Below are 13,698 nucleotides of genomic sequence, written 5' to 3' on the forward strand. Positions count from 1 at the left end.
ATGACCACCGCCAGTAAGCCGAAGCTCAAGACGTCGGCGATGATCGCCTCGTTCGTCGACGACGGCCAGAAGACCACCACGGCGCCGTTCGGACACGCCCTCGTGAAAGCCGCACGGGAGAACGACAAGATCGTCGGCCTGTCCGCCGACCTCGCCAAGTACACCGACATGCACATCTTCGCGCAGGAGTTCCCCGACCGGTTCTTCCAGATGGGGATGGCCGAGCAACTGTTGTTCGGCGCCGCCGCCGGGATGGCCGAGACCGGGCTGGTTCCGTTCGCATCCACGTACTCGGTGTTCGCCGCGCGCCGCGCCTACGACTTCCTGTGCCTCGACATCGCCGAACCGAATCTCAACGTCAACATTATCGGCGGCCTCCCCGGGCTGACCACCGGCTACGGTCCCAGTCACCAGGCGACCGAGGACATGGCCATCTTCCGGGGCATCCCCAACCTCACCATCGTCGACCCGTGTGACTCGGTGGACATCGAACAGGCCGTCCCGCAACTCGCCGCCTCCGACGGCCCCACCTACCTGCGGCTGCTGCGCGGGAAGGTCGCGACTGTGCTCGACGAGTACGACTACACCTTCGAGCTCGGCAAGGCGAAGGTGCTCCGCGGCGGCAACGACGTCGTCTTCGTCACCAGCGGGCTGATGACGATGCGCGCACTGCAGGCCGCTGACCGACTCGCCGAGCACAACGTCGACGTGGCGGTCGTGCACACACCCACGATCAAACCGTTCGACGCCGAGACCGTCCTCGCCGAGGTCAACACCGACCGGCTGGTGGTCACCCTGGAGAACCACACCGTGATCGGCGGTCTCTTCGAAACCGTGGCCGCCGCCGTCGTCACTGCCGGACTCGGCAAACGCATCGTGCCGATCGCCCTGCCCGACCAGTTCCTCGACGCAGGCGCCCTGCCCACCCTGCATGAGCGGTACGGCCTCAGCACGGACCGTATCGTCGCCAAGGTTCTGGGCCAACTGGCATGACCAGCTCGTACGGCCCTCGCCGCAGGCCCGGCGGCGGGGGCCGTACGATGGCTGTCAACAGGTTGCTGTCAACAGACCTTTGTCGACAGTTGATCGCTGATCCCACGGAGGCAACCATGGCCGGACAACCCGCCGCACTGCTCGGGCTGGAGAAGACCAGTCTCCGTCAGCAAGCCGTCGCCGCCTTGCGGGTCGCGATCACCAGCGGGGAACTCGCGCCGAGCAGCCCCCTCGTGGAGACCGAACTGTCCGAGAAGCTGCAGATCAGCCGCGGCACGCTCCGCGAGGCGATGCGGCAGCTCCAGCAAGAAGGATTGATCACGGCAGGCGCGCGCGGTCGCCTTTATGTCCGGCATCTCGATTCCAAGGAGATCCGCGACATCTTCGCCGTTCGCGCAGCACTCGAGGCGCTGGCGGTCCGGGAACTCGCCGGTTTGGCCGACCGCACCACCGTCATCGCGGAATTGCGCGCTGCCCTCGAGGTCATGGACACCGCCGTCCTCGAAGCCCGCATCGAGGCCGATCTGAACTTCCACCGCACCATGTGCGCTCTCACCGGCAACGACACACTGGTGCACTCGTGGATCTCCCTCGAAGGGTCCATCCGGATGTCGATCATGTTCGCCGGCCTCGATCGCGCTGTCGGCAACATGGACGTCGGCCGCCACGGCGCCATCGTCGACGCCATCGAAACCGGTGACGCCGATGAGGCCGCCCGTGCGATCCAGACCCACATGGATTGGGCGGCAGCGAACCTCGTCGCCTGAACACCCAAGACGAACAATCCGGCGAGCCGGATCTCAGCGGACTACGCGGACATCAGCTTTCGGATCCGCGGATGGTTCTCGAGGGCCCACCGCACGGTCTTCGGCGGACGCCCGAGAAGGGTTTCCAACTGATCGGTGCTGCCACGGTATCCCCCTCCCGCGATCAGCCGGGTCAAGGTCTTCAAGTGCTCCGCAATGTGCGGATACTCGGCCAGGGCGCTGTCCACGTAGGTCTCGTTCCAGCTGTCGACCTCTTCGGGAACGTAGATCACCTCACGTCCCAGCACGGCCGCGTAGTCCTTCGCGAATTCGTGCATGTCCTTCAGCTCCGGACCGGTGAGCTCGTAGGACTTCGAGATGTGAGGTGCAGGGTCGACCAGAATCTTCGCGCACAGTTCCGCCACGTCGAACGCCGCGATGGGTGCAAATCTCTGGTCGCCGAAGGGCAGGCGCAGTTCACCGTTGCTCAACGGGCCGAGCGCCAGCCAGGTCATGAGTGGGTTTTCAACGAAGATGGCCGCCCGCACGTTGACGGTCGGGATGCCTGACCAGTCCAGAACCTGCTCTGCGATCCAGTGGGCACGTTGCTGCGGCGACCAATCCGCAACGAGACCCCCGAGCCACGAACGTCGTTCTTCCTCTGGCGCAGTGAGCTTCTCGAAGGTCATGAAGGACTGCTCGTACTCGGAGATGTTGACGAAGACCTCGATGTCACCTCGGTCTCGCGCCGCCGCGGCCATCAGGGTGACGGCGTCGGTGTAGTAGGGCGACAAGCTCATGCTGAAGTAGATGCGACTGCAACCGTTCAATGCTGTGGTCACGTCGGCGATGTTGAGTAGATCTCCGACGAAGACCTCCGCCCCGGCTTGGCGCAGGGAGTGTGCGCGTTCGTCGTCCTGTCGCACGAATGCGCGCACAGGGTGGCCTTGGGCAAGCAGCATGTCGACCATCGTGCGACTCACGCCACCGATTTCGCCGGCGGCACCGGTGATCAGGATGGGATTGCGCTCAGGCATCAATTGTGTCCTTTGTCGTGTTGGGGCGGGGAACCGTAAGGGCCCGGTCGGAAATATTGACCACGGAGGCATGCTTCATTCGCGAACGCGCGCCGTTGGTGAAGGCGACACCGCCGAGCCTGCGGCAGCTCCACTGTTCCGTCTCCGCCATCGTAAACCGATCGGTTTCCTGCCGCAACCCCGCGGCGGGCAGGGCGCTAACGTGCGGAAACGACGGAAACCGTTCGGTGTACCGTGTGTCGGCATGGACATGGAACGAACATGCGGCGAGGGGGTCCTCGCGCAGTGGGAGGGTGGCGGGCTCGCGATCCTCGGGCTGCTTCTCAGCACCATTTCGCTTGCGCTGCTCGACCTCTGGCTGCCGTCAGCGAGCGTCGTCCCGCAGGCACTCCTGATGGTCGCGGTCAGCGCGTTCGTCGGCGTGCTCCGGTTCCTCGCGCTGCGCGGCTGGGTGTTTTCGGAGCGTGCGCCCACTGACCGTCTTCGTCTCCACCACGCAGGCCGATCCGGTAATTCCAGCGGGCCGCCGACCTCTGCGATGCCCACCTCCCGGTGACCGAGACATCGCCACCGAGGCGCCTGGGTGCTGGTTAGCGTCCAGAACGACGTTCGCTGCAGCCATGCGAACGAACGTAGCGACAGGCATGAGGAGAACGCTGATGGACTCGAGGGAATCGCCCGCGCAGCGGGAACTCCGGAGGGAGTTGCGCGCCTACTTCGCGGCACTGCTGCCCGAGGAGAAGCGGCGTATCGCGGGTGAGGAGGGCGTGGGCGGGGAACATTTCCGCGAGATCGTGCGACTGCTCGGCAAGGACGGTTGGCTGGGTATCGGTTGGCCCGTCGAATTCGGCGGGCAGGGCCGGTCGGTCGAGGAGCAGTTCGTGTTCTTCGACGAGGTGCAACGGGCCGGATTGCCGTTTCCCTTCGTCACCGTCAACACCGTCGGCCCCACTTTGATGAAGTACGGCACCGAGGAGCAGAAGGCACGGTTTCTCCCCGGCATCCTGGCCGGTGAGATCGTCTTCGCCATCGGATACACCGAGCCCGGCGCCGGCACCGACCTCGCGTCGTTGCAGACGCGGGCGGTCCGCGACGGCGACTCCTGGGTGGTGGACGGCAACAAGATCTTCACCAGCGGGGCCAATACGGCCGACTACGTGTGGCTCGCCTGCCGCACCGATACGACAGCGCCCAAACACCGGGGTATTTCGATTCTGATCGTGCCGACGGACGATCCCGGATTCAGTTGGTCACCGATTTCCACGGTGGGCGGTCTGACGGTCACCTCCACCTACTACAGCGGCATCCGCGTCAGCGATCAGGACGTGGTCGGAGCCGTCGACGGCGGGTGGCAGCTGATCACCGCCCAACTCAATTACGAGCGCATCGGCCTCGCGGCCCTCGGTGGCCGCACACTCGGGTTGTGGCATCACGTACTCGACTGGGCCAGGGTGAACGGCGCCCTCGAGATCCCCTGGGTGCAATCCGAATTCGCTCGCACCCACGCCAAGCTCGAGGCGATGCGCCTGCTGAACTGGAAGATGACCGCCGCCGTCGCGAACGACACATTGTCGGGCGCCGACGCGGGCGCCACCAAGACCTACGGCACCGAAACGCACGTCGACGTGTACCGGGCGCTACTCGGAATTCTCGGTGCCGCCGGCCGGTTGCGCCCCGGTTCACCGGGGGCCGTCCTGGCGGGGCAGATCGAACAGATCTCCCGGCAGAGCGTCGTCAACACGTTCGGTGGTGGAGTCAACGAAGTGCTGCGGGACATGGTGGGCACTCGAGGCCTCGGCCTGGTGCGCGAGACGAGGGCGAAGTGAGTGAGCTCCTCGCCCGGTTACGCGCCTTCGAAGGACGGACGATCGTCCCGGCCACGTGGGGCCCCGACCCGGTGAACACTCCGATGATCCGGCACTGGGCCGAGGCGATGGGTGACACCAACCCCATCTACCTCGACGACGACGCCGCACGCGACACCGGACGTGAGGGCGCCGTCGCCCCGGCGCCGATGTTGCAGGTGTGGACGATGCGCACGTACGCCGACAAGATGTCCGGTGCCGATCCGTCCGACGTCTGGACCGAGCTGATCGAGACCTTCGACAGTGCGGGGTTCACCTCGGTGGTGGCGACAGATTCCGATCAGGAGTTCTTCGTCGAGCTGCGTCCCGGGGAGCGGGTGAGCGCGACGGAGGTGGTCGAAGCAGTCTCCGAGGAAAAGCAGACGGGTCTCGGAGCGGGGCATTTCGTCACCACCCTCAAGACGTACCGAAATGGTGACGGTGTCGTCGTCGGCACCCAGCGGTGGCGGACTCTCCGCTTCCGGCCCACCCCGAAACCGGCCCCGCGTGCTCTTCGTCCGCGCCCGGCCCTCAACGCTGACAACGCGTTCTGGTTCGAGGCTGCGCGCGAGCACCGCCTCGTGATCCAGCGCTGCGCCCGGTGCGGTGTGTTGCGGCATCCGACCGGACCCATGTGCGGGCAGTGCCGCTCCACGGAGTGGAACACCGTCGACGCGTGCGGTCGCGGCACCGTCTACACATTCGTCGTCAATCACCACCCGAAGATCGATGCCTTCGACTACCCCCTGATCGTGGCGGTGATCGAACTCGAAGAGGGCACACGCCTGATCGCGAACATGACGGACGTCGAACCCGAACACGTCTTTATCGGAATGCCGGTGGAGCTCGACTGGATCGACGCCGATCCCGAACTCACGCTCCCCGCCTTCCGGCCCCAACGATCGAGGGAGCACTGATGGATTTCACCTTCAGCGAGGAACAGCAGGCGGTCCGCGGACTTGCCTCCGATGTGTTTGCCGCGAAGGCAACCTCCGAGCGGATCAAGCAGGTCGAATCCTCCGCGGAGCGCATCGACGGAGACCTCTGGCGTGAACTGGCCGGCACCGGTCTCCTCGGAATCGCCCTTCCGGAGAATCTCGGTGGCGGCGGTATGGGTCTGCCCGAGTTCTACGTCCTCCTCGAGGAGCAGGGCAGGCACGTGGCCCCGGTTCCGTTGTGGCCGCACGTGCTCGGCGCGCTCGCGATCTGCGAGTACGGGACACCGGACCAACGGGACGCCCTTGTGTCCTCCGCGGCCGACGGCAGCCTGTTCCTCACCATCGGAATCGAAGAATTCGGGCCCTACGGAGATGGGGTCCCGTCGACGACGGCCACCGAGGTCGACGGCGGATGGCGGCTGACCGGAGCGAAAGCCGCGGTGCCGGTGATGCACGCTGCCGAAAGGGTCGTCGTGTCGGCCGCGACCCCGTCCGGTGCGGCGCTGTTCCTGGTCGACCCGCGGTCGGAGGGAGTGACCGCCGAACGGGGTGCATCGACTACCCACGAGATCTGCGCGAACGTCACGTTCGACGCGACACCCGCGGAGCTTCTCGGTCCCGCGGACGGCACCACGCCCGCCTGGCTTCAGGAACGAATCGAATTAGCCCTTGCCGCACTGCAACTGGGTGTAGGAGAGGGGGCGGTGCGTCAATCCGTGACCTACCTGAACGAACGCAACCAGTTCGGTCGCCCACTCGCCACCTTCCAGGCCGTCACTCATCAACTCGCGGACTGCTACATCGATCTCGAGGCGATGCGGGTGACATTGTGGCAAGCCGTCTGGCTCCTCGCGAACGGTGAAGACCCGGGAACTGCGGTGCTGGTGGCCAAGTGGTGGGCTACCGACGCCGGTCAGCGGGTGGTGCACCGAACCCAGCACGTGCACGGCGGCATCGGCGTGGACACGGACTACCCGGTGCACCGCCACCTGCTGTGGGGTAAACAACTCGCGGCCACCCTCGGCGGCTCCGCCTCCGACCTTGCACGGCTCGGGGCGTTGCTCGCATCCGGGGTCGAGGTGGTCGCATGAGCACCGCGACCGGTGCCCTCCGCCCGTTCACCGAGGTCGAGGCCGGGTCGAGCCTGCCCGAACTGGCAATCCCGCTGACCCGCACCCTCATCGTGGCCACGGCACTGGCCACCAGGGACTTCCAGGATGTCCACCACGACCCCGCACTGGCCGTCGAACGTGGCTCGAAGGACGTGTTCATGAACATCCTCACCACCAACGGCCTGGTGGGGCGGTTCGTGACCGACTGGGCGGGACCGCAGGCGTCGTTGCGACGCATCGCGATTCGTTTGGGTGCCCCGAACTATCCCGGTGACGTACTGACGTTGACCGGCGAGGTGATCTCGAACGAGGCCGGGGTGGTCACCGTGAAGGTGCGCGGCGCCAACAGCCTCGGTGATCACGTGACCGGAACCGTCACCGTCGCCCCGGCCACGGGAGGAGTTCAGTGATCAGCCCATTGTCCGGGGCGGCCGCCATCGCCGGCATCGGCGCCACCGAGTTCTCCAAGAACTCCGGACGCAGCGAACTCCAGCTCGCGTGCGAGGCGATCGTGGCGGCACTCGCCGACGCCGGCATCGACCCCGCAGAGGTGGACGGACTGTCCACCTACACCGCGGAAACCAACGGCGAGGTGCTCGTCGCCCGCAACACGGGAATCGGAGAGTTGAAGTTCTTCTCCCGCATCGGGTACGGCGGCGGCGCCGCCTGCGCGACCGTGCAGCAGGCGGCGATGGCCGTCGCCACCGGAATCGCCGACGTCGTGGTCTGCTATCGCGCTTTCAACGAACGATCTGGGGTGCGGTACGGACTCGGCCAGCACGACCGGCCCATGGACAGCACCGCCGACCGGGCCGCATATGCCTGGCTGACACCACAGGGACTGTCGACGCCGGCGCAGTGGGTGGCCATGTTCGCCCGCCGCTACATGCACCAGTACGGCGCCACCAGTGAGGATTTTGGGCGAGTCGCGGTGGTCGCACGCAAGCATGCCGCCGCCAATCCTGCGGCCTGGTTTTACGGACGGCCCATCGCGCTCGAGGACCATCAGAACTCGCGGTGGATTGCCGAACCCCTGCACCTACTGGACTGCTGCCAGGAAACCGATGGCGGTCAGGCGCTCGTCATCGTGTCGGCGGAACGCGCTCGCGACCTGGCGCACAAGCCCGCTTTCGTCGCGGGCGCCGCTCAGGGTTCCGGTAAGGATCAGCACATGATGGCGAGCTACTACCGGCCCGACATCACCGGAATCCCCGAGATGGGACTGGTGGCCCGGCAGTTGTACGGGCAGAGTGGTCTGACGCCAGAGGATATTTCGGCCGCGATCCTCTACGACCACTTCACCCCGCTGGTGTTGCCACAGCTCGAAGAGCTCGGTTTCTGTAAGCCGGGCGAGGCCAAGGACTTCATCCGCGAGGGCAACCTCGAGGTGGGAGGGCGTCTGCCGGCCAACACCCACGGTGGGCAGATCGGCGAGGCGTACCTGCACGGGGTGAACGGGATCGCGGAGGCAGTCCGGCTGATCCGCGGAACCTCGACCACTCAACCGGACGACATTCGCAATGTGCTGGTGACCGCCGGCACGGCAGTACCGACCAGCGGCCTGATCCTGAGCAGTGAGGACTGAACATGACGAGCACACAAAACAGGTCTGCGGCGGCGTGGCGAGGCGAGGACCTCGGCACTCGTACCGTGGCCTACGACGAGCGGGACGCGATTCTGTATGCGCTGGCGGTGGGCGCCCGCGCCACCGAACTGGACCTCGTCTTCGAGGACCGGCTGCGGGTGCTGCCCACCTTCGCGTTGACTCTCGCGCAGTGGGCACCGGACGAGTTGGGATCACGTGGTGCCTTCGACACGAAGACCGCGCTGCACGGCTCGCAGAACCTGACGGTGCGCGCGCCGCTCCCACGCCGCGGTGACATCGCGCTGTCTGCATCGGTGGGTGAGGTGTGGGACAAGGGGTCGGCGGCGGTATTCGAGGTGCGCGTCGAGTCCGACTTCTTCGTCGCCACCTGGTCGCTGTTCGCGCCGGGGGCGGGTGGATTCGGCGGGGAGCGTGGGCCGTCGAAACCTGCTCGGCCAGAGGGCGCGCCGACCGTGGAGGCGGTGGTGGACACTGCAGAAAATCAGGCGGCGCTGTACCGGCTGACCGGGGACCGGCACCACATTCACCTCGACCCGGCGGCGGCCGCCCGGATCGGCCAGCCCCGGCCGATCATGCATGGGTTGTGCACACTGGCGGCGAGCACCCTCGAATTGGCGCGGCAATTGGGCGTACACCCCGCGGACCTGGTGGAAGTGGAGGGCCGGTTCGCCGCCCCGGTGTTTCCGGGCGACTCACCGGTTCTGCGGGCGTGGGGTGACGCGGCTGCCGCGTCGTTCGAGCTCGTCCACAGCGGGCACCCGGTGATCGCCGGGGCCCGCGCGGCGTTCGGCTAGCAGCGTCACGAGCGGTCGGGGTGGGTGGCGAGGAAGCGGGCCGGGTACTCGCCACCACCGTGCACGGCGAGATCGGCACCGCTGACGTACGACGCCAGCGGACTCGCCAGGAACAGGCAGGCGCCCGCGATGTCCGACGGCACCGCCATCCGGCCCATGGGCAGAGTACGGGTGACGGCGGCTCCACCGTCGTCGCCGTAGACCGTCGCGGCGCTGTCCGTGCGGATGAGCCCGGTGGTGATGTGGTTGATCCGCACTTTCGGGGCCCATTCGAGCGCGAGCGCCTTGGTCAGGACGAGCAGACCGGCTTTCGCGGCGCTGTACGCGGCCGTGCCGGGCTGGGGGTCGTGAGCGGAGACGCTTCCGATGTTGATGATGACACCGCCTTCGGGCTGCTGCTGCATCACGGCGTTGGCCGACTGGGCGACAGTGAAGGGCGCCAACAGGTTCAAGGCGATGATCTTCTCGACGAAGCGCGGCGAGACGGTGGCCGCGTCGGCGTCGGGGGAGCCGCCGGCGTTGTTGACGAGCACGTCCAGGCGGCCGAACCGGGTGACGGCGTCGTCGATCAGCGCGGCGGCGTCGTCGGCGTCGCGCACGTCCGTCGCGCGGAAGGACGCGGTGCGGTCGCCGTGTGCCGGAAGCGCATCCGGGCGAGTGCGCGCGCAGACGAGGACGTCGGCGCCCGCCTCGAGGAACGACTGGGCGATGACGAATCCGATGCCCTTGGTGCCGCCGGTGACGACCACGGCGCGGTTCCGGAAATCGAGGGGGTTGGGGAGAGTCACGGTAGTCCTCTGAGATGGGGAGAGCGCGAGAAACACTGACGCTCAGCGGAAGTGGGACCGGTCGTCGACCGACGACCGGAGGTATCGGAACCGATAGTAGGGGAAGAGGAGTGGGTATGGGCAAGCTGGACGGCAAGGTCGCGTTGATTACCGGCGCGGGGCAGGGAATCGGACAGGGGATCGCCCTCGCCCTGGCCAGGGAAGGAGCGGCGATCGCGGTCGCGGGCCGAACTGAATCGAAACTGGTCGGCACCTGCGAGCGCCTCACGGCGCTGGGGGCACGCAGCGTGCCCGTCGTCTGCGACGTCAGCAGACGGGACGACATCGTGGCCGCCGTCGAACGCACCGTCGACGCTTTCGGTGGAGTGGACATCCTGGTGAACAACGCCAACGACTGCAAGCCGGGCCCGATCCTGTCCGTCGTGGACGAGGAGTACGAGCGGTCGTTCGCGACGGGACCGCTCGCGACGCTCCGCATGATGCAGACGTGCCATCCGCACATGAAGGTCCGCGGTGGCGGCGTGATCGTCAATCTGGTGACCTCGGCGGCGGTGCGCTGGGACGCGAGCAATTACGGCGCCTACGGTTCGATCAAGGAGGGAATGCGCTCACTGACCCGGTCGGCTGCCTGCGAATGGGGCACCGACGGCATCCGGGTGCTCTCCGTCGCGCCGCACGCGAAGACCCCTGCCCTCGAACGCTGGATGAACGACTATCCGGAGGAGGCGGCCGAGTTCGTGGCGGGTATTCCTCTCGGTCGGGTCGGTGACGCCGAAACCGACATCGGACGCGCCGTCGTCTTCCTGGTCGGTGAGGACGCCGGCTACCTCACCGGGGCGACGATCCCGCTGGACGGTGGCCAGTCCCGGTGGGGTTGACGGCTGATCCCGCCCACCGGGAAAGCCCACGGCCGTAGCCGCCGGTCTCCACTAGTTTCGGCAGGATCGAACTCCCATACCGAGAGGGCACCGTCGCGATGACGACCGTTACAACACCGCGCAATTCACGATCAGTAGTGGTGACCGTCGCCGCTGTGGTGGAGGAGACGTCCGAGGCGCGATCATTGGTATTCGACGTTCCGCCCGAACGGCGAGAGGAATTCGCCTACAAACCCGGCCAGTTTCTGACGCTGCGTATTCCGAGCGATCGATCCGGCTCGGTGGCGAGGTGCTACTCGCTGGCCAGCTCGCCGTTCACCGACGACCTCCCGAAGGTCACGGTCAAGCGCACCGCGGACGGCTACGGTTCGCACTGGCTGTGCGATCACGTCGACGTCGGTGACCGAATCGAGGTTCTCCCGCCGGCAGGAGCGTTCACACCGGTCGATCTCGACGAGGACGTGCTTCTGTTCGCCGCGGGCAGTGGGATCACCCCGGTGATGTCGATCCTGAAGTCCGCGTTGAGCCAGGGCAGCGGCAAGGTCATGCTCTTCTACGCGAACCGGGACGAGATGTCGATCATCTTCGCGGCGGAGCTGCGCGAGCTTGCATCCCGCCACGACGATCGGCTCACCGTCGTGCACTGGCTCGAGAGTGTGCAGGGCCTGCCCACTGCGCGGCAGTTGGCGAGTCTGTCGGATCGGTGGCACGACCGCCGAGCCTATGTGTGCGGTCCACGACCGTTCATGGGCGCAATTCACGAGGCGCTCGCGCTCGTCGGCATGCCGCGGAACAAGGTGCACGCGGAGGTGTTCACCTCGCTGTCGGGTGATCCGTTCGCGCCTGAGGTCGAGCAAATTCCGGTCGGTGACGAGGGGTCGACGGCCACGGTCGAGGTGCAGCTCGACGGCGACACCCATAACCTCAGCTGGCCACGCGCAGCCACCCTGGTCGACGTCATGCTGTCCAAGGGGCTCGAAGTCCCGTATTCGTGCCGTGAGGGCGAATGTGGTTCGTGCGCGTGCACGGTGATCGAGGGAGAGGTCTCGATGGACAGCGCCGCGATACTCGATCCCGAAGACATCGCGAACGGCTACATTCTCGCCTGCCAGGCACGACCCGTCAGCGAACACCTCCGAATCGAATTCTGAGTACACCCAGCGTCGGTCAGGAGTGGGGACCGCTCACCGGGAACGGGTCTGGGGCGGCCTGCCCGTCTCCACCTACCGTCCCAGTCAGGCGTTTTGCCGGCTATGTCCATCGACTGGGAGAGGAGCGCGCCCGTGAGTGCACGCACCGAAGATGCTGCTCGTGTGAACCGGATCGACACCGTGGATGCGGTGGTCGTCGGCGCCGGATTCGCCGGACTGTACGCCGTGTACAAACTGCGGAGCCTCGGCCTGACCGTCCGGGGTATCGAAACGGCCGCGGGTGTGGGCGGGACCTGGTACTGGAATCGCTATCCCGGAGCCCGCTGCGACGTCGAGAGCGTCGACTACTCGTACTCGTTTTCCCCGGAGCTCGAGCAGGAGTGGAACTGGAGCGAAAAGTACGCCACGCAACCCGAAATCCTGGCGTACATCAACCACGTCGCCGACCGTTTCGACCTCAGGGACCACTTCCTGTTCGAGACCCGGGTGACGTCGGCCGAGCTGGACGAGGAATCGTTGCGATGGGAGGTGCGCACCGACCGCGGCGACATCCTGACGGCCCGGTACTGCATCTTCGCGACGGGCGCCTTGTCCACCGCCAATATGCCGAACATTCCCGGGCGCGAATCATTCTCGGGCGACACCCATCACACCGGTCACTGGCCGCACGAGGGGGTCGAGTTCACCGGTAAGAGGGTCGGGGTGATCGGCACCGGGTCGTCGGGGATCCAATCGATCCCGCTCATCGCCGAGCAGGCGGACCACCTCTACGTGTTCCAGCGCAGCGCGAACTACAGCGTTCCCGCGGGCAATATGTCGTGGGACGACGAGATGCGGCGCGCGATCAAGGCCGGTTACGCCGAACGTCGCAGGCTCTCCCGCGAGAGTGGCGGCGGCTCGCCGTACAACGCGCATCCGAAGTCTGCGCTGGAGGTGTCCGAGGAGGAACGCCGCGCCGCCTACGAGGAACGCTGGAAGTTGGGTGGGGTCCTGTTCGCGAAAACCTTTCCCGATCAAACCAAGACGGATGCCGCCAACGCCACCGCACGCGAATTCGCCGAGCAGAAGATTCGCCGGCTGGTCGACGACCCGGCGATTGCCGAGAAGCTGATCCCGAACGATCACCCCATCGGTACCAAGCGCATCGTCACCGACACCCACTACTTCGAAACCTACAACCGCCCGAATGTGACGCTGGTGGATCTGAAAGAGACACCGATCGAGTCCATCACCCCGTCGGGCATTTCCACCACCGGCACCGAGTACACCCTCGACACGCTGGTGTTCGCCACCGGCTTCGACGCCATGACCGGCGCCCTCGATCGAATGCGGATTGTGGGACGGGCGGGTGTGTCCCTCGCCGAGTACTGGAGCGAAGGGCCCAAGACGTATCTCGGGGTCGGTGTTCCGGGGTTCCCCAACATGTTCGTCGTGACCGGGCCGGGTAGCCCGTCGGTGCTGGCCAACATGGTGCTGGGTGCCGAACAGCACATCGACTGGATCGCGGCGTGCATCGAGCACCTGTGGGAGAACGACCACGACGCGATCGAGGCGACCGTCCCGGCTACGGACCGTTGGGTGCAGCATTGCCGGGAGCTGGCGTCCGCCACTCTCTTCCCCCTGGCAAATTCGTGGTACATGGGCGCGAACATTCCGGGGAAGCCTCGCGTCTTCATGCCGTATATCGGCGGCTTCGGTGCGTACGGCAAGATTTTGGCCGAAGTCGCGGACGACGGATTTCGGGGTTTCGACTTCTGCCGGTCTCGCACTCGGTTGGCCGACCGGGTGGGGTAGTTGCCGAGACAATGGTC

14 protein-coding genes are annotated in these 13,698 nt (G+C 66.3%); 12 read left to right on the plus strand and 2 right to left on the minus strand.

Annotated features, from left to right (window positions below; genetic code table 11):
* Together GFS60_RS01150 and GFS60_RS01155 are read left to right on the plus strand one after the other, a co-directional pair.
* Complete coding sequence (locus GFS60_RS01150; RefSeq protein WP_159918630.1) at positions 1-993, plus strand: transketolase family protein; 993 nt, start codon at positions 1-3, stop codon at positions 991-993.
* A gap of 116 nt (positions 994-1,109) precedes the next feature.
* Positions 1,110-1,760 (plus strand): GntR family transcriptional regulator, encoded by a 651-nt coding sequence (locus GFS60_RS01155; protein ID WP_159918631.1) that lies wholly within the window; start codon positions 1,110-1,112, stop codon positions 1,758-1,760.
* Positions 1,761-1,801: 41 nt separating this feature from the next.
* On the opposite strand, the gene GFS60_RS01160 is transcribed toward GFS60_RS01155, so the two are convergent.
* Positions 1,802-2,776 carry an NAD(P)H-binding protein gene (locus GFS60_RS01160; protein WP_201453490.1) on the minus strand — a complete coding sequence of 325 codons (975 nt, stop codon included), beginning with the start codon at positions 2,774-2,776 and terminating at the stop codon, positions 1,802-1,804.
* 244 nt (positions 2,777-3,020) lie between these two features.
* On the opposite strand from GFS60_RS01160, the gene GFS60_RS01165 reads away from it, so the two are divergent.
* From GFS60_RS01165 to GFS60_RS01195, 7 genes are all read left to right on the plus strand, one after another.
* On the plus strand, positions 3,021-3,332 hold the full coding sequence (locus GFS60_RS01165; RefSeq protein ID WP_159918632.1) for a hypothetical protein: 312 nt from the start codon (positions 3,021-3,023) through the stop codon (positions 3,330-3,332).
* A gap of 103 nt (positions 3,333-3,435) precedes the next feature.
* The gene (locus tag GFS60_RS01170; RefSeq protein ID WP_159918633.1) at positions 3,436-4,602 is read left to right on the plus strand and encodes an acyl-CoA dehydrogenase family protein; all 1,167 of its coding nucleotides are present in this window, start codon (positions 3,436-3,438) and stop codon (positions 4,600-4,602) included.
* Positions 4,599-5,537, plus strand: coding sequence for an FAS1-like dehydratase domain-containing protein (locus tag GFS60_RS01175; protein ID WP_159918634.1), 939 nt, complete (start codon positions 4,599-4,601; stop codon positions 5,535-5,537). The genes GFS60_RS01170 and GFS60_RS01175 overlap by 4 nt, the downstream gene beginning before the upstream one ends.
* Positions 5,537-6,649, plus strand: a complete 1,113-nt coding sequence (locus GFS60_RS01180) for an acyl-CoA dehydrogenase family protein (protein WP_159918635.1) — start codon at positions 5,537-5,539, stop codon at positions 6,647-6,649. The genes GFS60_RS01175 and GFS60_RS01180 overlap by 1 nt, the downstream gene beginning before the upstream one ends.
* Positions 6,646-7,080 (plus strand): MaoC family dehydratase, encoded by a 435-nt coding sequence (locus GFS60_RS01185; protein WP_159918636.1) that lies wholly within the window; start codon positions 6,646-6,648, stop codon positions 7,078-7,080. Before GFS60_RS01180 ends, GFS60_RS01185 begins: the two co-directional genes overlap by 4 nt.
* Positions 7,077-8,255, plus strand: coding sequence for a lipid-transfer protein (locus GFS60_RS01190; protein ID WP_159918637.1), 1,179 nt, complete (start codon positions 7,077-7,079; stop codon positions 8,253-8,255). The genes GFS60_RS01185 and GFS60_RS01190 overlap by 4 nt, the downstream gene beginning before the upstream one ends.
* Before the next feature lie 2 nt (positions 8,256-8,257).
* Positions 8,258-9,070 carry a MaoC/PaaZ C-terminal domain-containing protein gene (locus GFS60_RS01195; RefSeq protein WP_159918638.1) on the plus strand — a complete coding sequence of 271 codons (813 nt, stop codon included), beginning with the start codon at positions 8,258-8,260 and terminating at the stop codon, positions 9,068-9,070.
* A 5-nt stretch (positions 9,071-9,075) separates the two neighbouring features.
* Here GFS60_RS01195 and GFS60_RS01200 read toward each other — a convergent pair whose 3' ends face one another.
* Complete coding sequence (locus GFS60_RS01200) at positions 9,076-9,858, minus strand: SDR family oxidoreductase (RefSeq protein WP_159918639.1); 783 nt, start codon at positions 9,856-9,858, stop codon at positions 9,076-9,078.
* A gap of 116 nt (positions 9,859-9,974) precedes the next feature.
* On the opposite strand from GFS60_RS01200, the gene GFS60_RS01205 reads away from it, so the two are divergent.
* From GFS60_RS01205 to GFS60_RS01215, 3 genes are all read left to right on the plus strand, one after another.
* Positions 9,975-10,736 carry an SDR family NAD(P)-dependent oxidoreductase gene (locus GFS60_RS01205; RefSeq protein ID WP_159918640.1) on the plus strand — a complete coding sequence of 254 codons (762 nt, stop codon included), beginning with the start codon at positions 9,975-9,977 and terminating at the stop codon, positions 10,734-10,736.
* A 98-nt stretch (positions 10,737-10,834) separates the two neighbouring features.
* Positions 10,835-11,887 carry a ferredoxin--NADP reductase gene (locus tag GFS60_RS01210; protein WP_159918641.1) on the plus strand — a complete coding sequence of 351 codons (1,053 nt, stop codon included), beginning with the start codon at positions 10,835-10,837 and terminating at the stop codon, positions 11,885-11,887.
* Positions 11,888-12,019: 132 nt separating this feature from the next.
* Positions 12,020-13,681, plus strand: coding sequence for a flavin-containing monooxygenase (locus tag GFS60_RS01215; RefSeq protein ID WP_159918642.1), 1,662 nt, complete (start codon positions 12,020-12,022; stop codon positions 13,679-13,681).
* Positions 13,682-13,698: the final 17 nt, after the last annotated feature.

Source organism: Rhodococcus sp. WAY2, assembly GCF_009859915.1.
GTDB lineage: Bacteria > Actinomycetota > Actinomycetes > Mycobacteriales > Mycobacteriaceae > Rhodococcus_F > Rhodococcus_F oxybenzonivorans.

What these genes read in the sequence shown, in the direction of transcription:
- GFS60_RS01150 (WP_159918630.1), top strand. Translation starts at nt 1, where the DNA reads ATGACCACCGCCAGTAAGCCGAAGCTCAAGACGTCGGCGATGATCGCC.
- GFS60_RS01155 (WP_159918631.1), top strand. Translation starts at nt 1,110, where the DNA reads ATGGCCGGACAACCCGCCGCACTGCTCGGGCTGGAGAAGACCAGTCTC.
- GFS60_RS01160 (WP_201453490.1), bottom strand. Translation starts at nt 2,776, where the DNA reads ATGCCTGAGCGCAATCCCATCCTGATCACCGGTGCCGCCGGCGAAATC.
- GFS60_RS01165 (WP_159918632.1), top strand. Translation starts at nt 3,021, where the DNA reads ATGGACATGGAACGAACATGCGGCGAGGGGGTCCTCGCGCAGTGGGAG.
- GFS60_RS01170 (WP_159918633.1), top strand. Translation starts at nt 3,436, where the DNA reads ATGGACTCGAGGGAATCGCCCGCGCAGCGGGAACTCCGGAGGGAGTTG.
- GFS60_RS01180 (WP_159918635.1), top strand. Translation starts at nt 5,537, where the DNA reads ATGGATTTCACCTTCAGCGAGGAACAGCAGGCGGTCCGCGGACTTGCC.
- GFS60_RS01185 (WP_159918636.1), top strand. Translation starts at nt 6,646, where the DNA reads ATGAGCACCGCGACCGGTGCCCTCCGCCCGTTCACCGAGGTCGAGGCC.
- GFS60_RS01195 (WP_159918638.1), top strand. Translation starts at nt 8,258, where the DNA reads ATGACGAGCACACAAAACAGGTCTGCGGCGGCGTGGCGAGGCGAGGAC.
- GFS60_RS01205 (WP_159918640.1), top strand. Translation starts at nt 9,975, where the DNA reads ATGGGCAAGCTGGACGGCAAGGTCGCGTTGATTACCGGCGCGGGGCAG.
- GFS60_RS01210 (WP_159918641.1), top strand. Translation starts at nt 10,835, where the DNA reads ATGACGACCGTTACAACACCGCGCAATTCACGATCAGTAGTGGTGACC.